General features: G+C 44.0%; 21 protein-coding genes. All 21 read left to right on the top strand.

The features are described from left to right. Position 1: 1 nt before the first annotated feature. The 21 genes from ACR02O_RS21460 (at position 2) to ACR02O_RS21360 (ending at position 24,401) form a co-directional block, all read left to right on the top strand. On the top strand, positions 2-649 hold the full coding sequence (locus ACR02O_RS21460) for an HAD family hydrolase (protein WP_458138286.1): 648 nt from the start codon (positions 2-4) through the stop codon (positions 647-649). Beyond that, positions 642-1,430, top strand: a complete 789-nt coding sequence (locus ACR02O_RS21455) for an aldolase/citrate lyase family protein (RefSeq protein ID WP_458138285.1) — start codon at positions 642-644, stop codon at positions 1,428-1,430. The genes ACR02O_RS21460 and ACR02O_RS21455 overlap by 8 nt, the downstream gene beginning before the upstream one ends. Before the next feature lie 12 nt (positions 1,431-1,442). Next, positions 1,443-2,525, top strand: a complete 1,083-nt coding sequence (locus ACR02O_RS21450) for a radical SAM/SPASM domain-containing protein (RefSeq protein WP_458138284.1) — start codon at positions 1,443-1,445, stop codon at positions 2,523-2,525. 3 nt (positions 2,526-2,528) lie between these two features. Further along, entirely contained in the window at positions 2,529-3,371 is an 843-nt protein-coding gene (locus ACR02O_RS21445; protein WP_458138283.1) for an NAD-dependent epimerase/dehydratase family protein, read from the top strand. Then, positions 3,364-4,638, top strand: coding sequence for a radical SAM protein (locus ACR02O_RS21440; protein ID WP_458138282.1), 1,275 nt, complete (start codon positions 3,364-3,366; stop codon positions 4,636-4,638). Before ACR02O_RS21445 ends, ACR02O_RS21440 begins: the two co-directional genes overlap by 8 nt. Before the next feature lie 281 nt (positions 4,639-4,919). After that, entirely contained in the window at positions 4,920-5,906 is a 987-nt protein-coding gene (locus ACR02O_RS21435; protein ID WP_458139191.1) for a class I SAM-dependent methyltransferase, read from the top strand. 56 nt (positions 5,907-5,962) lie between these two features. Continuing rightward, positions 5,963-6,895 carry an NAD-dependent epimerase/dehydratase family protein gene (locus tag ACR02O_RS21430; RefSeq protein ID WP_458138281.1) on the top strand — a complete coding sequence of 311 codons (933 nt, stop codon included), beginning with the start codon at positions 5,963-5,965 and terminating at the stop codon, positions 6,893-6,895. Further along, entirely contained in the window at positions 6,892-7,935 is a 1,044-nt protein-coding gene (locus ACR02O_RS21425) for an NAD-dependent epimerase/dehydratase family protein (protein ID WP_458138280.1), read from the top strand. Before ACR02O_RS21430 ends, ACR02O_RS21425 begins: the two co-directional genes overlap by 4 nt. Before the next feature lie 2 nt (positions 7,936-7,937). Then, complete coding sequence (locus ACR02O_RS21420) at positions 7,938-8,894, top strand: FkbM family methyltransferase (protein ID WP_458138279.1); 957 nt, start codon at positions 7,938-7,940, stop codon at positions 8,892-8,894. Positions 8,895-8,961: 67 nt separating this feature from the next. Further along, positions 8,962-10,623 (top strand): radical SAM protein, encoded by a 1,662-nt coding sequence (locus ACR02O_RS21415; RefSeq protein ID WP_458138278.1) that lies wholly within the window; start codon positions 8,962-8,964, stop codon positions 10,621-10,623. Between the two features lie 34 nt (positions 10,624-10,657). Continuing rightward, complete coding sequence (locus ACR02O_RS21410; protein WP_458138277.1) at positions 10,658-11,734, top strand: glycosyltransferase family 2 protein; 1,077 nt, start codon at positions 10,658-10,660, stop codon at positions 11,732-11,734. 169 nt (positions 11,735-11,903) lie between these two features. Continuing rightward, a complete protein-coding gene (locus ACR02O_RS21405; protein WP_494522370.1) occupies positions 11,904-14,645 on the top strand; it encodes a hypothetical protein in 2,742 nt (913 codons plus the stop codon). Between the two features lie 79 nt (positions 14,646-14,724). Continuing rightward, positions 14,725-15,804, top strand: coding sequence for a TylF/MycF/NovP-related O-methyltransferase (locus ACR02O_RS21400; protein ID WP_458138275.1), 1,080 nt, complete (start codon positions 14,725-14,727; stop codon positions 15,802-15,804). A 26-nt stretch (positions 15,805-15,830) separates the two neighbouring features. Next, positions 15,831-16,790, top strand: a complete 960-nt coding sequence (locus tag ACR02O_RS21395; RefSeq protein WP_494522369.1) for a class I SAM-dependent methyltransferase — start codon at positions 15,831-15,833, stop codon at positions 16,788-16,790. A gap of 280 nt (positions 16,791-17,070) precedes the next feature. Continuing rightward, a complete protein-coding gene (asnB, locus tag ACR02O_RS21390) occupies positions 17,071-18,897 on the top strand; it encodes an asparagine synthase (glutamine-hydrolyzing) (RefSeq protein ID WP_458138273.1) in 1,827 nt (608 codons plus the stop codon). A gap of 100 nt (positions 18,898-18,997) precedes the next feature. Continuing rightward, positions 18,998-19,318 (top strand): hypothetical protein, encoded by a 321-nt coding sequence (locus tag ACR02O_RS21385; protein WP_458138272.1) that lies wholly within the window; start codon positions 18,998-19,000, stop codon positions 19,316-19,318. After that, positions 19,315-19,536: a hypothetical protein gene (locus ACR02O_RS21380; protein WP_458138271.1), complete on the top strand. Its 222-nt coding sequence runs from the start codon at positions 19,315-19,317 to the stop codon at positions 19,534-19,536. Before ACR02O_RS21385 ends, ACR02O_RS21380 begins: the two co-directional genes overlap by 4 nt. Positions 19,537-19,591: 55 nt before the next feature. Beyond that, entirely contained in the window at positions 19,592-20,689 is a 1,098-nt protein-coding gene (locus ACR02O_RS21375; RefSeq protein ID WP_458138937.1) for an IS5 family transposase, read from the top strand. Positions 20,690-21,183: 494 nt separating this feature from the next. Beyond that, on the top strand, positions 21,184-22,488 hold the full coding sequence (locus ACR02O_RS21370) for a glycosyltransferase (protein ID WP_494522368.1): 1,305 nt from the start codon (positions 21,184-21,186) through the stop codon (positions 22,486-22,488). A gap of 275 nt (positions 22,489-22,763) precedes the next feature. Continuing rightward, complete coding sequence (locus ACR02O_RS21365) at positions 22,764-23,726, top strand: hypothetical protein (RefSeq protein WP_494522367.1); 963 nt, start codon at positions 22,764-22,766, stop codon at positions 23,724-23,726. 120 nt (positions 23,727-23,846) lie between these two features. Further along, complete coding sequence (locus ACR02O_RS21360; RefSeq protein ID WP_494522366.1) at positions 23,847-24,401, top strand: adenylyl-sulfate kinase; 555 nt, start codon at positions 23,847-23,849, stop codon at positions 24,399-24,401. Positions 24,402-24,432 lie beyond the last annotated feature (31 nt).

Below are 24,432 nucleotides of genomic sequence, written 5' to 3'. Positions count from 1 at the left end.
CATGAAGATAAAAACTATCGTCTTCGACCTGGACGGCACGTTGGTGGACAGCGGCAGAATGGTCGCCGCCATTCTGAATGTCATGCGAGCAGAGCTGGGCAAGCCGGCACTGTCCATGGCTGACTTCTTGCCTTGGCTTAGCCAGGGTGGCGAGCAACTGATAATGCATGGGTTGGCAATTGATGGCGCGGATGTGCAAACCAATCTGAACTATTTTCGTCGGCAATATTTCGACCGGCCAACGCCTGTCGATTCGCTGTACCCTGGCGTCGCCGACATGTTGGCGGCACTATCCGGCCGAGATCATCGGCTGAGCATTTGTACCAATAAACCGCGGCGGCTTGCGGAAAAGGTCTTAACTGAAACGGGCATCAGGGATCATTTTTCTTACATCTGTGCCGGCGACGATTTGCCGACTCGTAAACCCCACGCAGATAATTTGAGAGCCTGCCTGGAATGTTTCGGATTGACGCCTGAGAACGGTATCGTGGTGGGCGACAGCACGGTAGATCAAACCATGGCGGCACGTTTGAATATGCCGTTTTATTTTTATCGAAACGGCTACGACGATGGCGTGAGAGCCGGCGACGCTCATTATGCCTTCGATCATTACCACGAGTTATTGACGGAAATAGTGAGCTATGAATAACCGCGAACGACAAATGCTCGACATATTGAAACAGCTGAAAGCAATTGGTTGTGTTGCCGTTAAAGCGGAATTTGAAGCGGAAGGCACCCGTGTCGACGAATTGTTGCGGTTGTTGGAAATTGCCAGGAAGGCAGATCTGGGCGTAGCCCTCAAAATTGGTGGCTGCGAGGCTATCCGCGATCTGATAGAAGCCAAACAGTTCGGGGTGGAATATATCATCGCCCCTATGGTGGAAACGCCCTATGCCCTTGCCAAATTCATCGCCGCCAAAAACAAGGTCTTCAGTCAGGATGAGCAGGAAGACACCAAGTTCTTGTTCAATGTGGAAACCCTGACCACCTATCAGCATCTTGAGCAAATGATCGCGGTGGCCGCTTCTGAGCACGGTGTGGATGGCATCGTCGTCGGCAGAGTCGACTTCGTCGAATCGCACGGCTGGTCCCGAGAGGATGTGAACTCGGCGGCTATGACCAATTACTGCCTGGACGTTGCTGCTGAGTGCAGGCAAAAAAGCTTGGACATCGTAGTTGGCGGCGGCGTATCACTGGATGCGTTGCCTGCTTTGCGGGAAATTAAGCAATTGAAGCTCGACCGATTTGAAACTAGAAAGATTATTTTCAGTTCCCTGGCCTTGGATAATGCTGAGATTGACAAAGCTTTGTTGAGCGCTGTGCACTTTGAGTTATTGTGGCTGCTGAATAAACGGGATTACCACGGATTTATTCAGTCGGAAGACGCTAAAAGAATCGATATGTTAAACAGCAGATGGAACATACTATAACGGACCCGAATTATGAAAGCTAAAATACAACCGAGAATCCATTCTGCGCCCAAATCCAAGCTAGAAGATAAAATTCCGTTAGCGACCCCGTTCTCGGTACATATAGACGTTTCCAGCGTCTGCAATTACAAATGCAGTTTCTGTTTTCAGGCCGATAACAAGGCAATGAAAGAGGCCAGCCTAAAACGCGGCATGATGCCTTATGAGTTATTTGCCAAAATCATCAACGACCTACAGGAGTTTCCGGAGCGTATCAAAAAAATAAAAATCGGCAATCACGGCGAACCCACGCTGCATCCCGATTTGCCGAAAATGATCGATTACGCCAGAAAATCGAACAAGGCGGAAATCGTCGAATTATTTACCAACGGCTCCAAGCTGGAACCGGCACTCAACCGGCAACTCGTAGACGCCGGCTTGCAACGTATCAATATCTCTCTGGAGGGCTTGTCGGATGATCGCTATAAACAGGTGACGGGGGTTAAGCAGGATTTTAATGCCATCATCGAAGGCCTGCGCCACCTCTATTCGATACGGGGCGAATGCCGCATATATGTCAAAGTGGCTGACCAAACCAGCGCGCTTGATGAAAATAGCGACCAAGTATTTGTACTAAGCCAGGAAGAGCGAGACTATTTTTATCGAACCTTCGGCGATATCTGTGACGAAATTTATATAGAAAAAATCGTGCCGCAGTGGGCCGAAGTGCAGCTCGGCAAGCAAAATACCGTGTCCGACACCGGCATGTACAACCAAAACACCAAATTCGACAAAGACGTCTGCCCGTTTATATTCATGTATTTGCACTTTAACTGGGACGGTACCACCAGCCCTTGCACGCTGGACTGGCCAAAAAAAGTCGTCATAGGCAATGTGCAACAGGAATCGGCCTTGGAGATTTGGAACGGCATGCAGTTAAAGTATCTGCGAAATGCCATGCTCTATGGCAAAAGATCCTGCATAAACTTTTGTAACCATTGCTCCGCTCCGGTGGTGTGCGTCGAGGAAGACCTGGATCCTTACAAAGAAAAAATTCTCAAAGCCATAGCCTCCGACGCAAACGATCTTTTGCATAACCCCTGGCTGGTATCCTAAAAAATGAAAGTATTGATATTGGGCTCAACCGGATTTATCGGCAGAAACCTGTCCGAGCAACTGGATGCCGGCAAATACCAGTTGTTAACGCCCAAGCGCCAGCAGCTGAACTTATTGGACTTCGAGAACGTGCAAAACTATCTGAGCGAAACCAAGCCGGATGTGGTCATCAATTGCACGGTTAATATCAATTCGGTTCATGAAAACATGCAGGTTTTCTGTAATTTAGAAGCCAACAACCAATATTACGGAAAAATGCTGCACATCGGTTCCGGTGCAGAATATGACGGCAAGCATTATATTCCCTATATGGCCGAAGATTATTTCGGAAAATACGTGCCATCCGATATCTACGGCTTATCCAAATACTGCATAGGAAAAATAATCGAAACATCGGACAAACCGATTTACAACCTAAGGGTGTTCGCTATATTCGGCAAATACGAAGACCATAGCAGGCGATTTATTTCAAATAATTTGGTCAATGTCATCCGCGGACAGAAAATTACCGTCAATCAAAACTCGGTTTTCGATTATTTGTATGTCAACGATTTCGTAAAAATCATCGATGCCGTTATTGGTCGCGAGTTGAAATTCAAATCGTATAATCTGTGCACCTCGCGACCCGTCGAATTGACTCAACTGGCTGAATACATCAAGAACGTTACGCAAACGTCGGGTGACATCAATGTTGTCAATCCGGCGATCAAGGCTACTTATCTAGGAGATAACGGTCGCCTTGTAAGTGAGCTCGGCGCCATTACGTTCACGGATTTCCCTGCATCGATTGCCAGCCTTTACCACTGGTACCTGGACCAATTCAAAAACGGCCTTATCGATGCTTGAAGCCAAACAGAAATTGCTGACAACCATTGGCCAAAGACGCGTTTACATCTGGGGAGCGCGCATGACGGGCTTGGGATTCAAGCGGTTTTGCGATGGTCATGGCATCTCTGTAGCCGGTTTTGTCGATTCCGATCCGGCATTTGTCGGCAGTACAATTTCAGGCGTGGATGTGCTTACGCTAGAGAATATCGCAACTATCGACAAATCCGGTTGCTGTATTGTCATCGCCGTTTCGATCAAGGAAGCCGAAATCGTCCAATGTGCCAAAGGCATGGGCTTCAGCGACGAAAATCTGCTGTGTTATTCAGACTATTGTTCGGTTTTTTACACGATAGATGTGGTCGGCACCTGCAATTTAAAATGTCCCTCCTGCGCGCACAGCATGGAAGACATTGCGATATCGCGCGGGACCATGCCGTTTGCCGACTTCAAAGCGGTTACCGACAAAATACTGGCCGAAAACGCCATAACGACCCACGTCAGTTTATACAGCTGGGGCGAGCCTTTTCTGCATCCGCAGCTACCGGACATCGTAGAGTACCTTCACGGCAAAAATATAGCCGTTGCCCTTTCCAGCAATCTTTCGCTGCCGGATTCGAACCGGATCAGGGACGTCATCCGGAAGTCGCCGGACTATTTAAAAGTATCGACTTCCGGTTATTACCCCGACGCCTATAACAGTACCCATACCGGCGGCGATACCAATTTGGTTAAATCCAATTTATACAAGCTGCGCTACTACCTGGATAAATACAATGCATCCACCGTGGTGGATGTGAACTACCATCTCTACAACAATAACAACGGCAACAATCTGCAAAAGTACCGTGAGTTGTGCGACGAACTCGGCTTCATTCTGTCGACTACCTACGCTTTGGTGATGCCGCTGGAACGGGTTATAAAGTACTGCCAAGGCAGGCCGGAAAAAGACACGCTGGCCTTGCACGACTATTTATTGGTTGGCATAGATGAAGGCATCCGGGCTTCCAATCAAATCCAATTAATCGGCTGCCCTTTTCGCGATAATCAAACCAACATTTCATGGGACTTATCGGTTCCGGTTTGCTGCACGGTATTTGAACGCGACAACCAATTACTAACAAGCAATTTTCTGGAAACGCCTCGGCAGCAAATCGAAGAGAACAAAAAAAACATAGCGTTGTGCTCGCAATGCATGTCATACGGCTTGCCGGCTTACAATATGGGCTTTAACCGGAAAGGATGGGACGTGATCGCCCAAGGTAAAGAGAGCGATGATAACCGCTGATCAACAATCCGGTCGTAATGCAATAAAGCAACCAAGGCTCAGGCAATGCGATTAAGCAAAGGGTTTAAAAGAGATTAACACTGCTCATGACAGACGACCGTATTTATACCATCATGCCAGTAGCCGAGTTTTTCTGCCGATTGTGCAAATCGGATTTGCTTACCCATCTGGACGATATTGGGCCGTTTCCCAAAGCCGCCCAATATTACCCAGAGCCGGACGAATTCACCGGCGACCATGGTGTGGTATTGCACCTTTACAGATGCCAGGAATGTGGGTTGGTGCAGTTAGCCAATGCGCCTGTAGATTATTACAAAACTGTTATCACAGCCGCCACGTTATCGCCAAACTTGAAACAAAACAGGCTTAGTTATTTCGGAGACATCTTCACCAAATTGTCGTCACCCAAACCCACAGCTATTGAAATTGGCTGCGCCAGCGGTGAAAACCTCGAATTGTTAACCGAAACCGGTTTTGACGGCATCGGCATAGAATACAGGCCGCACCATTTGTTAAAAAACCAGATTAGCCGCCGCAACATTATCGATTGTTATATTGAAGAATTGGATGGCTCGCATGCTAGTAAATATGACTTTGTAGTGAGTTTTAATTATCTAGAGCATCAACCTAACCAACATGAGTTCTTGAAAAAACTTTGGGCAATTACCAAGCCCGACGGTTACGTTTTGATTACCGTGCCTAATTTAGATTACTTACTACAGACTCATTGCCTGTACGAATTCGTTGCCGACCATTTGGTTTATTACACCGCCAATACATTGGTCGGAGCATTTGCCAAATTCGGTTTCTCGATCATCGAATGTCGTTTAATAAACAATGAAAACGATATTTTCCTGCTGGTAAAAAAAGTAGCCCGAACTGATTTAGACATCTCCCGCTTGAAGCTGGCTAAACTGGTCAATGTTTTTAACGACTTACTGACTGATCTGACGAACAAAGGCCATAAAATTGCGGTTTGGGGTGCTGGCCACCGTACTCTGGCACTGCTTTCCTTGGTTAGCTCGGATTTGTTGACCTGCATACTGGACTCGGCTGAATTCAAACAAGGTAAATATGCCCCGGTCACCCACCTGCCAATTTTGTCGCCGAATATTCTAAACTGTCCGGAAAACATAATAGATGTGGTTATCGTGATGCTACCGGGTGTTTTTCCTGCGGAAGCTGTTAAATCGCTTAAGCTGTTAAATAACGGCGTTATCGTATATCAATTTGTCAACAACTGTTTTATGTTGATGAATCATGATTAATACCATATTTATGGCAGGCCAAAGCGCTTAGCGCACATGTATTTGGAGATTAGGTTGTGAGAATTTTGGTTACAGGTGGCGAAGGTTTTGTAGGCAGAAACCTAGTTGAGTATTTTAAGGGTGATAATATCGACGTATTACATCCATCTGTTGCGGAGCTCGATTTGACTTGTGCGGAATCTGTGTCAGCGTATTTAAACGCCAACCCAGTGGAGACCATTATCCATTCTGCTACCACTTTACGGGAAAAAACCGATTATCCCGTTGACGTCTGTGAAAACAATCTGCGTATGTTTTTCAATTTGGCGCGGCGGATGACCCCGCAAATGAAACTTATAAACCTTGGGAGTGGATCAGAATACTGTAGGGAATATTGGCACAAAAAAATGCCGGAAACCTTTTTCGATAGTTATGTTCCGACAGACAGTCACAGCTATTCAAAATACATTATTTCCAAATATATCGAAGATTGCCGTGAGCTGAACATGATAACCCTGAGAATATTCGGGATCTTTGGAAAGTACGAGGACTACCGATATAAGTTTATATCGAATGCAATCGTCAAGAATATTTTAAATATGCCTATTACTATAAACCAGAACGTCAACTACGACTACATTTATATAGGCGATTTTTATACGGTCATAAAACACTTTGTCTTCAATAATGGTAAATACAGGTCCTATAACGTAACGCCGGTTGAACCAATAGATCTGGTGTCTTTGGTGAAGGTAATAAATAAAATAAGCGATTACCAAAGTGATATTCTGGTGCTGAATGATGGTATTGGTGTAGATTATTCCGGCAATAATGATCGCCTGTTAGAAGAAATAAATAATCTGCAAATGCTTGGTTACCCGGACGCTGTCAATGAGCTTTATGTTTACTATAAAGAAAACTTGGATTCTTTAGATGTACAAGCTGTCCGCGACGACGACTATTTGAATTACGCCAAGCAGTTAAAAGCCAAATATTTTGAGTCGGCATGAGAAATAAGATCATCGAATCCGATCTGGAATTTATCGCAAAGGCAAACTTGCCCTGGCATGTGTTACAAGACAAGACCGTTTTGATTTCCGGCGCCGCTGGGTTTTTGCCTTCATATATGGTCGACGCTTTGATGTTTTTGAACGAAACGCTGAACCTCAACATCAAAACGATCGGTTTAGTCAGGGATTTACCGCGGGCTCAAAAACGCTTCGCCCATATTGGCTCGGAATTTTTGCAGTTGGTCGAACAGAATATATGCGAACACTTCGCCATTAACGAAAAAATTGATTTGATCATTCATGCGGCCAGCCAGGCCACGCCGAAAGTATTCGAAAGCGACCCTGTGGGCACACTGTTGCCTAACGTCATCGGTACCAAAAACTTGTTAGAAATTGCGGTACAAAACCATGTTGAGAACTTTCTGTTTTTCAGCACCAGCGGCGTATACGGTCATGTCGATGATGACGAATATCCGATTACGGAAGACTGTTTTGGTCGTCTGGATCCAACTCAATTGTCGGCGTGCTATTTGGAGAGCAAACGCATGGGTGAAAACATGTGTATTGCTTGGCATAGTCAACACGGTGTGCCGGTAAAAATAGTGCGGCCAGCGATTACTTATGGTCCCGGAGTCGGATTAGATGACGGCCGCTCTTTTGCAGACTTTATCGCCTGCATCGTTAAAGGCGAAGACATCAAACTCTATAGCGACGGTAAAGTACTGCGGAATTACTGCTACATAGCGGATGCGGTGCTAGGCTTTTTTACGGTGTGGCTAAAGGGCGAGAACGGCCAAGCTTACAACGTCGCCTCCGATATTGATATTGGGGTGCGGGAATTAGCTGAATATTTGGTTACCGAGGTTTTCTCGGAAAGGAAGCTAAACGTCACCGTAAGTGTCGATCATTCCAAAAATTTTTTAAGAACAAATTTCGCTAGAACTACGGTGGATATCAGCAAGGCAAAATCGCTGGGTTGGCGCCTGTCATTTTCTATAGCGGAAGGGTTTAAGCGGACTGTCCAAAGCTTCGAGGAATAAAAATGGAACCGACAATCGATATGACATTGAGCGAACTGCGCATTCTGTACCGCGCCGGACAGATAGATAAACACAGTTATATTCGCCTTATGCACACCAAACACAAGGCGTTGTTCGATTATGCGGACTACATAAAAGATGCAGATGTGCAATCGATACTAATCGAAAGTGAAAAAATCTATTTAACTACTAAGCAAGCCGGTATCAAATTATATTTGGATAAAACCGATAGTCGCTTTATTCCTATCGAAATATTAAACTTCGGTTTTTTCGATCCGATCGAGAGCAACCTGATTTATTTTCTGGCTAGCAGAAGTCGAGTTATTTTTGATATTGGTGCCAATGTGGGTTGGTATTCACTGAATTTCGACAGACTAGATGCTGTAGAGCGAATTTACGCCTTTGAACCAGTACCTTATACCTACGACTATTTAATCAAAAATATTGATTTCAATAGTTGTTCAAAAATTGCGCCCAATAATTTAGCGTTGACCGATACTGAAGGAGATGTGATTTTTTATTGGTCGGAAACGGAAACAGGTAGTTCGTCGATGAGAAATATACAGGACAGGGAATTGGTACATGAAACCAAGTGTCTAGCAACCACCCTGGATATTTACGCCAAACGAAACGGCATAAAACTGGATATGATTAAGTGTGATGTAGAAGGCTCCGAGTTATTCGTATTCAAAGGCGGTATGGAGGTTATAAGTAGGGATAAACCGTTTATATTTACCGAAATGCTTAGAAAATGGTCGGCCAAATTTGGTTACCATCCCAACGACATTATCGAGTTATTATCATCGGTCGGTTATCGCTGCTTTGCCTACGTGGAAACTGATTTTGTCGAAATCGATACTATTACCGATGCAACCCAGCCCACCAATTATTTCTTTTTACACGGGCAAAAACACCTGGACATGATTGAAGATATTTTGCATGGACGTTTGGTTATGTAAATGCTTATCAGTGATTGTTAACATTATTTTCCTGTAAATTCTGGACTCATTGCCGAGGATATAAGTTATGAACGATCGTATTTTGTTTGTTGTTCCACCTCCTATACGGTATGTTGATTATATAAACCCGGCGTACAATACAAAATCTCATCAAAAAAATGACGGCATATTTGGCAACGTCGTGACCGACATGCCTCTCGGTTGTTTGGCATTAAGCGCCTATGTCAAAGCGCATGTCCCTGTCATTTGTAAATTAATCGATTTTTCCATTGAGCTAAATAAGCTTAATAGTTTCGATTTTGATAGTTTTGACAGTTTTTTTTATCATTTTCTTTCGCAACCCCCGGTATCGAATTTCAATCCTACGGTAATCGCTATCTCGGCTTTGTTTACTCCTTCGTATCAAAACTTGATCGATATCGCCAGGTCATGCCGAAGAATTTTTCCGGATGCCTATTTATTGGCTGGCGGAGGCGTCCCGCAAAATACCTATAAGGAAATATATGCGACTTTTCAGGGTATTGACGGGATCTGTTATGGTGAAGGCGAAAGACCTTTCCTTAATTTTTTACAGGCTGCTTGCAGAAAAACCTACCTTGAACAAAGCAGTTCGTGGATTACTCTCCGCAAAACCCAGGGCGTAGTATTTTCGCATGACTTTATCGAAAATCTCGATGAGATACCCTTTTATGATTACGACCTTTGCGACGTCAAGGAATACTCTAAAAATCCAGCCATTACCTCGTATGCCTCCCTCGGCATCCCTACAGCGAACTTTCATGTAATGACTTCCCGCGGCTGTCCTTTTAAGTGCACATTCTGCGCTTCACATACCGTGCATGGCCGCAAAATGCGCTATTACAGTGTCGAGCGCATTCGTGAGGATTTTTGGCATTTGCGAAATCAATACGGAGCCAAACAGTTCATTTTCCAAGACGACCATCTGATGGGCGATACCGACCGAGTTTTCGAAATATTACAAATACTCGAAGAAATGGGCGACGCCACACCGGTCTTTCAAAATGGTTTGGCGCTTTATGCGCTGGATAAAAAGATGCTTGAGGCTTTGAAACGTTCTGGCGTGGTACAGCTAACTCTGCCCGTAGAATCCGGCAGCCACCACGTGCTGAAAAAGTTAATGAAAAAGCCGCTAAATCTCGACATTGCGGTTAGAGTAGTCAACGACTGCCGTGAACTCAATATCTATACCAACGTCAACATCCTGGTTGGCATGCCTGGAGAAACCCGTGAAGATATCGACGAAGCTAGGAAATTTCTGACAAAACTGAATTGCAACTGGTTTGTCATCGTTTTCGCGACGCCCCTTGTGGGCAGCGAGATGCTGGAAGTTTGCATTGAAAACGATTACCTCCAAGGCAGCTATATCGATACCGACTACAAAAAAGCGATTGTCGCTACCCCGGAATTCTCGACCTCCGAAATATATAAAACTGCTTACTTTATGAATCTGGAGCTAAACTTTATTAATAATCCAGACTATCGTTTAGGCAATTATCAACAAGCGATTATAGGGCTTCACGGAGCAATTAAAGCCAAGAATGATCACGTATTCGCCCACTACTTTTCCGGATTATGTTACGAACAAATGGGCCAAAACGCGATGGCTCGGAATCATTTCGACAAAGCAAAATCCTATCTCGAGGAATCATCAGTATGGCAGGAATATGCTGATATCTTTGGGATAAAAGAGCAGGTTTTTCTTTCTTGAGCAACCACAAATCATCGAAACATATATTTAATCTATGCAAGAATCTATTACTTTTGAAAATAGCTCATTGAAAAGTTCAGCCAACTTAGTATTTACTATTGCGGTCATGTCCTACAACAGAGGGCGGCGAGTGCTAGAAATGGCAAAAATGTTATTGCCTCAATTAGATGAAAACTGGGAGCTAATGATCTTGGATAATGCCTCAGTTGAAGAAACTGATAGTTACGCTGAGCTAAATACACTCGCCAAAGCCGATCATCGATTGAACTATATTCGCCACAAAACTAATACATTTGCTCAGGGTAATTTTCTGAAGGCTCTAGAGTTGTGTAAAACCGATTTTGTGATGATACTAAGCGACGAGGATTACGCGAATCCAGAAATGATTCGGCAAATTCTACCCGCGTTATCTTTACCTAATTTGGGGATTATTCGAGGAAGCATTGAGCCGGTTACAGGGATGAATCCACGAAACTCCCACACAAGACCGGACAAATCATTTTTCTCCGGAGAGGAGGCGTTGACTGGATTTTCATTTGCAAATAACTATTTTTCTGGAACCATCTACAACGTTGGGCTTATCAAAAAATATGGAATATTGGATATTTTCAAAATTGGATTGGAGCGGAACCGAGTATATCCGCATTTGTTTTTGGAGCTATTGGTGTGTGCAAAGTGCGACGTGATTTCTACATCAGAGGTTTCCTGTTTTGAAGGGCATGAGCAACCGATTGAAGATAGTGGCGATCCGATGTTTGGTAAAACAAAAGGACCAAGGGAATATGCTGCGCCATACTCATTTGGCAGTCGGGTTGATCAATTTATTGTGCTAAGAGATGCTGTTCGACAAGCGGTTTTTTTGGTTAATGACTGCTTTGATGATAAGTTGTTTGTAAAAATATATCTGAGACTATGTGAAAAATATTTTTATTTGATAACGAAAGTTAATGCTCCAATGTATATTAACAATTCTATTCATGCCGGTTTATTGGCTCAAGGATTTTTGTATATTGCGGGAGCTGGAATTTCGATGTTTCCAGAGATTCAGGAATATGACACGGAAGTGTACGCACGCATTCAGGAAATTTGTTCTCGCTATAGTTCTGTATAGTTTGGTTTTTTATGGTTTGATTTTTTATATTTCCATTGGAATAAATTGTGAAGTTTATTGTTGGTTAAGGTGCGTTTTTATGCTGGGTGAGATTTAATTAGTGCCCATAGTTCAACTTTTGTTTATCCACCAATAGTCGTGTTTAGTAAGTTTCGGATCTTATCCTACGATGAAGAAGTATTCGGTTGTATATTATTTAGACGGGGCAGCAGCATTATCAGATTCTAAGTTACATGATAGTGGGTTGATAATGAATTACTATGACGGTCCGGTAATATATGATGCGCCTAATAATTGTATAAACGTTAAAGCGGATTGTTTTGTTGATTATTTTTTATCAAATATTGATTTATTGCCGATAAGGGTTGATTTTACAAACAAAGACTTAAGCGAGGTAGTAAAAAACCAGATATCTGGTTCGATAATGAATGTGATTCAACACTTGGAGGCAGAGTTTTTAAAGGTTATACATGAGACCGAATTGAGTGCGGAAACCGTAAATTTCATTTTACGGTTGACATTGACGGTATTGATGAGAAAGTTGTCTGATAACCAAGCAAATGGTTATAGTGAAATCGAAAAACTGATTAATTTGATGCATGGTTTTCTACAAAACAATATGTTTCTGCTTGACGCAAAGTCGAAACAAGTTGCGGCTAATTGTTTGCGTTGCTTTGAGGGAGAAGAGCTTCGAAATGATACGAAGAGTTTGCAAATTTGGTATGCGCTGTCAGTTATCGTTAACCCATTAATAATTGCTGAATTGCAGGATAAATATTTCAATATCTTGGCGGATTCAGATGATTTGATGGATATTTATAATAATTACGGGCTTATTTGCTTGGTTTTCCCAAGCCAATATTTGGGTGTTTATATAAGTCTATACTCAAAGAATTTATTTAGAGAGAATTTTTTCGTTTTGAGTATAGAGGCTCAAAAGAAGTTAATATGTAAGCTGGTTTATTTTACAATATTGTTTTATGAAAGAAGCGTTGTTTTTTTAGATATATATAAAGCTATTTATCCGATATACTTGAAAGCCATTTCGAGCGGGCTAACAGAGTTGGTTCTTTGGTTATATCCTCCCCTGCTTTACTGTCACAACGGGGTGTTACTATCTCAGGATGATTTTAGGCGATTCAACGATGAGGTTGATAAGCCTTTGGAGGCTTATCTTCGAAATGAGGTTATTCCCACTCTAAACATCTTGCCTAACCCTCGGCGGTTGGGAGAGGATGGTGCTATTAGAAAAGTTGTTTTTTTACTCGACAGGCTGGTTGACTATTCTATTTTTAATGTTCTCTATTCATTGTTGATTAACTTAAAAAAAGGCGATGCAAGCTCTTATTATTATTTTTTGATTTATGATCTAAATTCTAGTGAGTTAGGTGGTTCCGATTCAAGTCTAGTTAAAAAAATAACTGGTTTGGGATTTGAGTATATCGATCTTCATGGCGAGTATGTTGGAAGTAATGAACACTTTTATTCTATATTTAAGAAGGTAACTCTTGTTAGAGAGAGGCTGGTTCAAGACAATGTCGATATTCTAATTGCTGTCAATGGTCGTCCGGAAATAAACTTTTTGTTTGCCTCTAGAGTCGCGCCGATTCAGATATTTTGGAGTCATGGAAATTATGTTTTTGACGTGCAGGGTATCGATAAAAGAATACTTCATTATTCTACCGATGACTATAAGCTCTATGGTTATGAGTTTTCAGAATTTAATATATTGACTGACTATTCTGTAACTGATAAACACGATTGCCAGCAGAAAGCCAACTTCATTAGACAAAGATGGTCTGGCAATACAATCGTACTCGGTGCGATTGGTAGACTTGCAAAAATGGAAGATAGAGAATATCTAAATGTGATTGCTAGGTTATTGTTGTCTGGTAAGGATTTAGTTTTCTTGGTTTGTGGAAATGGCGACAATAGCCGAATTCTGGCAGTTATAGAAAGTTTTGGTGTCTCGGATAAAGTTTTCTTTGAAGGGTACATTGATCCTAAAGTTTATGCATTTGTGATAGATATTTATCTTGATCCTTTCCCGAGTGGAGGCGGGGAAAGTCTTGAGGAATTCAGATCGAGGAGTGAGAATAACTTTATTGTATCTATTGGTGGCAATCAAATGATTGAAGGCAAGGAAGGTGCTGATAGATATTTTATGCAGGCTTTGACTTATATCGAATATATTGATTACATGAGAAGTTCTTATAAATCAGTAAATGTATTGCGGTACAATAAGTTTGTTATTTGCTCAGATATGCCATCTAACGTAATAGAAGTAGATTTTATTGTTGGGTTGCTAAGAGAGTATGCGAACGTACTCTATGCTATACCAAAAAACGATAAGGATTTTGAAAGTTTGTTTTTGGATAAACGGGTTGATGAACAGATTTTATGGGTTGATGTGGAGAATATTTTTGAGTACTCTATATTATCGGATTTGTATTTGTTATTTTATAATAATGCTCTCAGAGATGTTTTTCTGATTAAAAATGAAATTCCTTTTGTTAATGTTTGTTCGTATTCACAGGTTGATGTGTGCATAAGAGATCTGTGGGCCGGGTGCGACGAGAATAGTGTTGTTGCCTACGTTGTGGCTGATATATCTGGCTGCGACAAAAGCTTTTTTAATACATCCGATGGGCGATATAAAGCTTTTTCCTTGATGTATGAAAGTCTAGGTTTGAAAAAAGAACAATTTGATGGTTTATGGGGGATTCCAATGAAAAATATTGATATGGCAAAAATTATCTGTGATTTTTCGTTGGAATGCGGTGGTTATATTGAATTATTGAAAAAATCTAACTCCTTATACTACAAGTACAATAAGGAGTTGCAGTTGGGTTTCGGAAAATCAGTGTCGAGGTCGTTTTTTGAATTAATAGATGCTTGGTGTTATAAATAAGCGTTTACGTAGTGTTTTTTAAATTAATTGATAAAGCGGTTTTGAGTCGATATTTTAAGTTTATGCATTTTAGGCTGATATGAATTCATTGAATTTTTGCTCTAGGATGTTCTTGTTTCCTAGAGAAAATATCCGGTTTGATAAGGGGCATGCATTTGTAATCAAAATGCCAAACGAGTCGCCTATTGGTGATACCGAGAGCAGTCCTTATTCATCGAAAATAATTCTGTTTGAAGATGGTGTGGAGTTATGGCCGCCGCATGCCATCCATGATGATATTCGTGCCATAGGATGCGGACTATATTCTCATTACGGAAATTATATTTGGTTTTCATCTAGCGATAACAGTTCGCCGATTGATAATGGTCGTCGATATGAAGCTGTGCTGCCGAGTAGCATGTATGCTGTAAATAGTCCCGACCAGATAATTGGAAACGAAACAGGAGGCTATTCGAATTTGCCACCGTTCTATCGTTTTCGTCTTGCCCGTGAAGCATACAGGCAGATATGGCCGTACAGCAGGCTTCCGGATATTGGGCGGCGTGTTGATATTGATCAGGAGTTTGCGGCTGATTTTGCGCATGTAAGTCCCGATGCCGATTACAGCTATGAAAGGAAATTCAATCTTGAACAACTTTTCAAGCTGGTGGTAAATGTTGAAGGAGATGTTGCGGAATGCGGTACTTACCAAGGAGGGTCCGCGTTTTTCTTGGCTCGTCATATTGTTCGCGGCAATTTGAAAAAGCAGCTTTTTCTTTTCGATTCGTTCGAGGGCTTGTCGTCCCCTGTCGCGATTGACGGTGACTGGTGGAAGGCTGGTGATTTGCATGGCTCCGTAAGTGATGTCTGGGACACTTTGGCCCCTTTCGATGATCCATCCGTAGTAACAATTTATCAGGGCTGGATCCCGCAACGGTTCACGGAAGTTGCAAATCGTCGTTTTTGTTTTTTGCATATTGATGTCGATCTTGCGCAGCCTACATTGGATTCATTAATGTTTTTTTATCCCAGATTAAACAGCGGGGCACTCATTTTGTTTGATGATTATGGTCACGAATCTTGTCCCGGTGTCACCCAGGTGGTGGATGCCTTCATGAATGACAAACCGGAGCCATTGGTCAATTTGGCTTCCGGTGGTGCATTTATAATTAAGCTGTAATGAAGTTTTAGATTGGGCAAAGAGAAATGTTGGATTCAGTATTGAATGCTCCGGTCGTTGGTCGTAATCCTGATTTTGATGACGGTTTGGTGATTTGGGATGATAGCTATTCGGGGCGTTATCAACCTGTGACTTATTCGGAGCAGTTTGACGATCAGTGGCGTTTATTTCTTGAGCGGCAACGCGGGTTTTGCGACCACACTGGCGTCGAAACATCAGATCAGTACATTGATGACCGAATTTATGAGTTGACTGGTGTTTCAGATGTAATTAAGCGGCGGCGTTTTGGCAGAATTTATCCGCTGGTATCGAAGATTCTAAGGCCTAGCGGCAATGACGAACGCCGCGCAGTAGGCGGAAAGCTGTATCTCGAGCCCAAATTCCCTTTGGATTTTTTTCGTGGACAGAGGTGCTTGGATATTGGATGTGGCGCCGGTCGATGGACTAGAACGCTGTTGGCGCTGGAAGGGGATGTTAAGTCGGTCGATGTGTCGGAGCATGCTTTGAATTCGACGAGAAGGTTTAATCCGAATACAGAGCGACTCGATATTTTTGATATTCCTAGTCGACCCGATTTGCATGAAGCCTTCGACTTTGTGCTGTGTTGGGGAGTCGTCATGTGCACACATGATCCTCAAAAAGCTTTTCAGAACGTAGCATCCACAGTGAAACCAGGCGGGAGTTTATACATAATGGTTTATGCGCCAACCTATCATGCATCGGATGGGGTGCGTGAGTTAAGGAAACAGTTTCACCGTGAATGCCAAACCATGCAAGAAAAGCAGGACTTTGTTTTTCGAATTGCCGAAGACCCCGACAATGCCATCAATTACATGGATATGCTGAATACCTTCTATAACTGGACTATTCCGGAAGACATTGTTTACAACTGGTATGGAGACGCGGGATTTGAAGATATTGTCACCTTAAATAGGGGGGAGCCCCATAACTGCGCATGGCATATATTAGGTCGAAAATCGGGATGATATTTTCGTGGCGATGAATAGTAATTTTCTGGCTTATTTGTTAAGACTAAATTCTAAATAATCTCTTAATTATACGGTCTGTAATTATTAAAAGTTACCTAAAGTTGATAATCAAGCTAAAACAAACGTTGCCGCTATGTCTAATTGAAGTCGGCTTTATCGCGCAGACGACTGCGGAATTTTAGGTGTCTTTACCATTCGATGCGCAACGAATCATCGTATGCGAAAAAAAAATGGCGACTAATTGCAAAAGGCCAAGAGCTAACGTAACTAACGGTTTATGTGTGGAATAGCAGGTTTAATCGATTGGGGGGCTGGATTCGGTAAGGAACGGATTGCTTCAATCACTCGCTCGATAAGAGATTCAATGACGCATCGTGGGCCTGATGATGCGGGGATTTGGGTAAATGAATCGGGTAATTGCGCATTGGCTCACAGGCGTTTATCGGTCATCGATCTTAGTGCCGACGGGCGACAACCCATGGGAAACGGTGACGGTTCGGTATGGGTAACTTTTAACGGAGAAATTTACAATTTTCAGCAGTTGCGTAGCCGACTCATCGAAAAAGGGTATTGCTTTCGCTCAAACACTGATAGCGAGGTGTTGCCCTTTCTGTTCGAAAACTTGGAAGTGGAGTCACTGAAGAAATTGGACGGTATGTTTGCATTTGCCGTTTGGAACGAAAGAACAAAACGTCTTCTGCTTGCGAGGGATCCGTTCGGAAAAAAACCACTTTATTACAGTCAAGGTTCAAATTATTTCGCTTTTGCTTCAGAGTTGAAGTCGCTACGTGCTATACCATTGTTTGATGCGTCGATAGATAAGGATGCTTTGTCGCTCTATTTAATGACGCAATACGTTCCCGCTCCCCACACTATTTTCTCCGGAGCTAGAAAATTGCCTCCGGGACACTATCTTGAAGCAGACTTTTCTCGAGGCGGTGTACCAATAATCCGGATAAATCAATATGCGGATTTTTGCCCGACAGAACCAAAGACCGAGCCAGATCAAACAAGTGAAATTGACCAATTAGGCGAGGCTGTCATTCAGGCTGTAGAAAAGCGGCTGGTTTCAGATGTCCCCCTGGGGGCGTTTTTATCGGGTGGGGTCGATTCATCTTTGGTTGCTGCGATTGCAACCAAGGAGCTGGGGCGAAAGCTCAAAACGTTTACGATTGGTTTTGAAGGTTCTGCTGAGAGTGAGCATGGTGCGGCGCGTGAAATTGCCGAGTATTTAGGTACCGACCACTACGAGAGACTTCTTAAGCCCGATGCCATTGCGCTGGTGCACGAGATAGCATCTCGCCTTGATGAGCCGAATGGGGATACCAGCTGCTTACCCACTTTACTGTTGTGCCATCATGCCCGTGAACATGTCACTGTGGCGCTCTCGGGTGATGGTGGTGACGAGATGTTTGGCGGATATGGTCGTTACCGGGACACTCTGAATGAAGAAGAAAACTGGGCCGGGCAATCGTTGAAAGGAACGGTATCTGAAAGTAGCTGGAGTGCGTCATCAGCCTACCTCTCGCCGCGCTGGTTAATATTTCAGCCAGTCCAGGTCAGCAAGCTAATGGGAGGAATTTCGGAGTCGGTAAATAAATTGTTATTAGAATGGGCGGAGATGCTTGATTCTACAAAAATGCCCTTGATGCATCGTATGCGTCATCTGGATGCGCAAACCTATTTACCGGGTGCGGTGCTGGCAAAAGTCGACCGCATGAGTATGCAAGTATCTCTTGAGGTTCGTTGTCCCTTGCTTGATTTGAGTGTGGCACAATTTGCCAGGAAAGTTCGCTCTGATTCGTGCTGGAAGGCGCCGGATGAGACGAAGCGGATATTAAAGCAGTTGGCCTCAAGATACTTGCCGGAAGATTGGATGAATAGGCGTAAACAGGGTTTTGGCTTGCCTGCAAATGCTTGGTCTAAGGATGAGGTATTGTTGTTAGCCAGGGAAATGTTGTTATGTGAAAGTAGCAAATTGAAGGAACATCTCGATCCTAAAGAGATTGAGATGTTGGTGGCAAAACAAGAAAGCGGATATTTTTCTATCTATCAAGTCTGGCCGTTACTTATTCTTGAATCATGGTTAAGAAAAAATTCATGACAATATTCGTTTGCCATCTTGAGAGTTGTGGTTTAACGGCATTCGAAAATTAATGGCGTTAGGGGTGAAACTATATGGATTTTAGAGAAATTAAATAAATATGGTCGATTTTAATGAACTTCCGGATACTCCTGTCGAGATGAGCTATCTGCTGCCATATTATCGCAGTTCGATGCTTTATTCTGAATTTGTGGGGCTGAATAGAAAAATCTCAATGCTCCATTCCGATGCGTTATCGATTCTTTATCATCTTGCAAAATACTCAACGGGCGCCATTATCGAGATTGGTCCATATATTGGTGGTTCGACGATAGCCATCGGTATGGGTATCAAAGACAGCGGGATACCATTAGTGTGGAAATGGGAGGTGCTTATATTGATCATCCCCATTGTCCGACAAAAGATATTATTTCGGACTTGAAGCATAATCTACAAGAATGGCGTTTGGACGGATATGTGCAACTAATTACTGGAATCAGCAGAGATCCTAAGGTAGCCAATATAATCAAAAATGAAATTGGAGAAGGCGAAGCTGGCTTGATTTGTATTGATGCCGATGGACAGATTGATCAGGATTTTGAGGTTTTTGGAAGCCTGCTTAGCAGGCTGGTGAAAAACTCGAAAAGCCAAGTAAGCTAAGGCATAGATGAGCGGCTAACTGTTAAAATAGGCTACCTAAATTTGGAGCCTTTCAATGCGCGGACACGATGCCATTCAAAACAGCTGGTTCAGCTATGTTAGCCTGGAAGACCGTATTCCCAAACAGCATCCGTTGCGTCGTTTACGGCTACTGGTTGATGGCGTATTGGCCTCAATGGATGCCGTCTTTGCCGAGCGTTACTCGCACACAGGCCGTCCCTCGATTGCCCCTGAAAAACTGCTGCGCGCCTTGCTGTTGCAAGTGCTGTACACCGTTCGCAGTGAGCGTCAGTTGATGGAACAACTGGACTACAACCTGTTGTTTCGCTGGTTTGTCGGTCTGGGCATCGACGACGCCGTGTGGGAACGCACAGTGTTCAGTGCCAACCGCGAACGCCTGCTGTCCGAAGCCCTGAGTCGCGAATTTTTTGAGCGGGTACTGGCCATAGCCGAATGGCAAAATCTGGTGTCCGACGAACACTTCAGTGTCGACGGTAGCCTCATTGAAGCCTGGGCCTCGCACAAAAGCTTCGTCAAAAAAGATGGTAGTGGTCCCGATAAACCCGCCGGCCGCAATCCCGAGATCGACTTCAGTGGCGAAAAGCGCAGCAACGCCACCCATCAAAGTACAACCGATCCCGAAGCCCGGCTTTACAAGAAAGGCGAATACACCGAGGCCAAACTGCGTTACATCACCCATGCCTTGTCCGAGAATCGCAACGGCCTGATTGTCGATGTCGAAACCACTCAAGCCACCGGCACCGCCGAAATCGAAGCCGCGCAAAAAATGATCAAACGCCGCGTGCCCCAAGGTGGCAGCGTCAGTGCCGACAAAGGCTATGACCAAGCGGCGTTCGTCAACGGACTCGAGTCCCGTGATATCAAAGCCCATGTGGCCCGCAAAAAGATTGGCAGTGCCGTCGACGGCCGCACCGCGCGCGGCAAAGGTTACGCCCAAAGTCTCAAGCGCCGCAAAATCGTCGAAGAAGCCTTTGGCTGGGTCAAAACGGTCGGCGGCCTGCGCAAAACCCGTCACATCGGCTTAGCCAAAGTCGCGGGTCAGGCCTTGTTTTGCTTTGCCGCCTACAACCTGACGCGCATGCTCAACCTATTGGTGTTCACGCCGAAACCGGCGTGGAGTGCACCCGCCTAGGGTGAAGTTCGCCTGAAAACCGTCCACAGACGGCTTCAGGCGAATAAAAAGCCCTTGAAACCGGGGCAAAACGCTTGAAACTCGATGTCATGACCGATTTCAACTCGAAAAAATCACGAACATCGTGGGTAAGGGGAAATATCGGCGGGTTTTTCACCAGCCTGTTAGGTCGGGTACATATTTGGTTGTGGATGATTACTTCAGTATAGGCAATGAAAAAGCCTTGCCCACAAAGATCGCGCTGGACAGGATGGAGAAGAACCATGAAGTGGAATGTCTAGGCGTATACGGCTGGGGGACATGGGTTGGAATAGTTAGGTAATCAACCTAGTAATTTTTGAAATGTGTTTTTAAATTTTAATAAGGTTGTATCTTAAGAAATGGGACAGTACTCGTCATGGTTTTTTGAAAGGAGACGGAAAAAATCGCCTATTAAATACCAGTTTCGTAAAATCCTGCGCAAATTAAATTTGCTACGTAGCGGTGAGGTTCGGGTGAAATTAACAGCCGAAGAAGAAAATAGGGAATGGCATGCTCGTTCGCTTTTCTTGGAAAACTGGCTTCAATCTGAAGCGTCGAAGCCAGTTGCGTCGATACCCCGCACGCCTAAAGTGACTCATATGATTGGAAGTCTCCAGTCCGGAGGGGCTGAACGACAACTGTGCAATTGCGTTATTGGTATGCGCAGATTGGGTTTTAATGTGTCGGTTATGCTGATATATAAACCAACTGATGAACACGGTCACTATATTGATTTGCTGCATAAAGAGGGGATTTCGGTACGTGTCGCCGGTGAATGCTTTGATCCTAAATTCGAGTCGGCAATAAAATCTCTCCCTGAGGGTGAAGATTATTTAATAAATATCCCGGAAAAGTTCCGCTCTTTTACTATCGATATACTGGGTGAACTGATTTGTGAGCCCCCGGATATCTTTCATTCTTGGCTGGATCATCCAAACATATGGGGAGGTGTCGCAGCGCTGCTCGCAAAAATCCCGCTCATTGTGTTGAGTACCAGAAACGTAAACCCAACACATTTCCCCTATTTGGCAGACCCTTATTTGTATGCGATGTATTCTCAGTTGGCACGTAGTCCCAATATTCGCTTCATTAATAATTCTTATGCCGGCGCCGAAGATTATGCAAAATGGCTTGATATACCAAAAGAACGATTTGCGGTCATCCTTAACGGCGTTGAGCTTGATGGAATATGTCGTGCTTCCAATCAACAAGTATCCCATTTTCGGGACGAATTAGGCATTTCCTCCGATAAGGAAATTATTGCCGGTGTATTTCGTTTGTCGGAAGAGAAACAGCCGCTTATTTTTTTGGAGGTGGTGCGGCGGATTATCAGGCGACGTTCGACTGTGGTTGCCGTGATAGCAGGTATTGGGCCTCTGGAACAGAAAATCCGTGAATATATTTCGGCAAATCAACTGGACAAGCAAGTGTTTCTTTTAGGACGCCGAAATGATGTGGCGACAATTTTTTCGGCGGCAAAAGTAGCGTTATTGTGTTCTCGCCAAGAAGGTACTCCGAATGTTTTGCTTGAAGCTCAGTGGCTTGGCTGCCCCGTGGTGTCTACAAAAGCGGGCGGGGCTGTTGATGCTGTAATCGATGGCGAGACCGGGTTTCTCGTCAATGTTGGTGATGTTGACGGACTTGAGGATGCGGTAATTGATTTGCTTGAAAATGTGAGTCTGAGAAATAATATGGTGGAAGCTGGCGCCAATTTTATAAAACAACATTTCAGGATGGATAGGATGGTCAAGGAGACGATAGCGATTTATAACAACTGAGGCGACTAATAGAAAAACGAAACAAGCCGCTCGTAGTTTGGAAGTGCCCCGAAAATTTGAATAGGCCGCTTAATAATCAGTTGGAGACTTTCAATTAAAACCTTCCAACGCTGGCCAGAAGCTGTGACTTAATATTCGCCACTCAACTCAAACTGACATTTTGCACATTACTAAATGTTGGCTGGAAATTCGTAACCAATCATGAATGGGTATTGAGCGGGACAAGAGATTTGATGATGCATCGACTAATTATTTCATTAGGTTCGGTTGGCACCATGGCCGCCTACAACTTAATATCGAAGAACGACGATATTTTTTTGCCACCATATCCGGAGACGCCTTATTGGCTGAGAAACTATGACAATTTATGGCACATGGCCGCCAACCGCCTTGTGCTCCAGGTACATTCCATTAACGACTTGGATCTTGTCGATAGGATTCTCTCAGAGAAGGAAAATACCGCATGCATCACATTGATTAGAGAGCCGCATGACGGTCTTGTTTCGTGGATAAACGCGAGCCTTTTTCATGAGATGGTCAGGTCCAATTCTCCCCCGGCTGACCTTTGTGCGTTCATTCAAAAATTGATGGATATCGGTCCATATAGACATCTGATAAGGTCTGCACGGATTGCAGACAAGGCCAGCGGGCAATTGGTGTTGGATGTATCAGCCTTCAATATGCCACAGATCGAAAAAACGCAAGCCCTGATCTGCGATTTGTTCGGCATAAGGAATATATATGGCTCAATCATGGAGAAGGAAAATTCCTATTTTTCAAGGTTCTTGTATGAGCAGGTGATACCCGTTGATGTCTTGCACGGAAAATTGGAAGTAAAGTTCTCAGGCTATGGTGATATCGTCGACAATCCGTATATGGTCAGGCTTTTTGAATTTCCGTCGCCAGACTTGTGGGCTGAATTTATGCCTCAAGACAGGCAGATTACTGCCTATCTCCAGTTGACCAGTGACTTCAACAATTATTCCACTCCGATGGGTAAGTTTGGCTTCGTTGTTGATTTGGTCAAGACTTGGATAAAAGAGAGACTGTATGACGAGTGCAGGAAGATATCCGATGACTTCAAGGCGTGTATGACCAGTTACGAAACGGTGAAGATAAATACTCTTGATGACATCCCCGATTTTGGGCACAGGCAACTCCTGGCTGAAATCAGAGCCTTTTATGATGAAAGGTATCCGGAAATCGTCAGTACCTGGGATTCCCTGTGCTCGGGTTAACAGAGCAGGGGCCGGTTTCGGATGTTGAAGCGGAAGATGATGCGAGTGACAAGACGTTGCCGATATTTGCCGGCGAGCCAGCCTCCGGCATCGTTATTGTCCTGGGACGGTGGATACGGCGTGTCAGGTGAACTGAAGCAACTACCATCGGTGTTTTGGGTTACCGGTCTATCCGGCGCTGGAAAGTCTTCGTTTGCGCGCGCGTTGGTCGAGCGGTTGCGAAATCAAGGTGAGTCTGTCGTTCTGCTTGATGGCGATGACCTGCGGGAGGTATTTGGTGCGGTAGACGATAATGAGCTCAACTTCGGTAGGCAAAGACGTTTGGCTCTGGGGATGAAGTATGCCCATCTCTGTCGCATAATTTCTGCTCAGGGTTTAATCGTTGTCATTGCCACTATTTCCTTGTTCCGTGAGTTGCACTCGTGGAATCGGGCAAACCTGCCAGGCTATTTCGAAGTGTACTTGAATGTGCCTTTGGAGGAATTGCGTCGTAGGGACTCAAAGGGCATCTACAAGCGATTCGATGCCGGGATACTGAAAAATGTAGTGGGGCTGGATCTGGAGTTTGATGAACCGGAAGCCGCGGATTGGACGGCAGCTTTTGAAGAAGGAAAGGGTGTCCAAATTTTGGTTGATGATATGTTGAAATACATGTGTGAGAGGGGGCTGTGGTAGAGGTTGGGGAATCGGCCAGCAACTTTACGGG

The sequence above is a fragment of the Methylomonas sp. PHL2-19 genome (assembly GCF_059331595.1).
The sequence above is the reverse complement of the archived record's forward strand: the minus strand, read 5'-3'. Positions and strand labels throughout refer to the sequence as shown.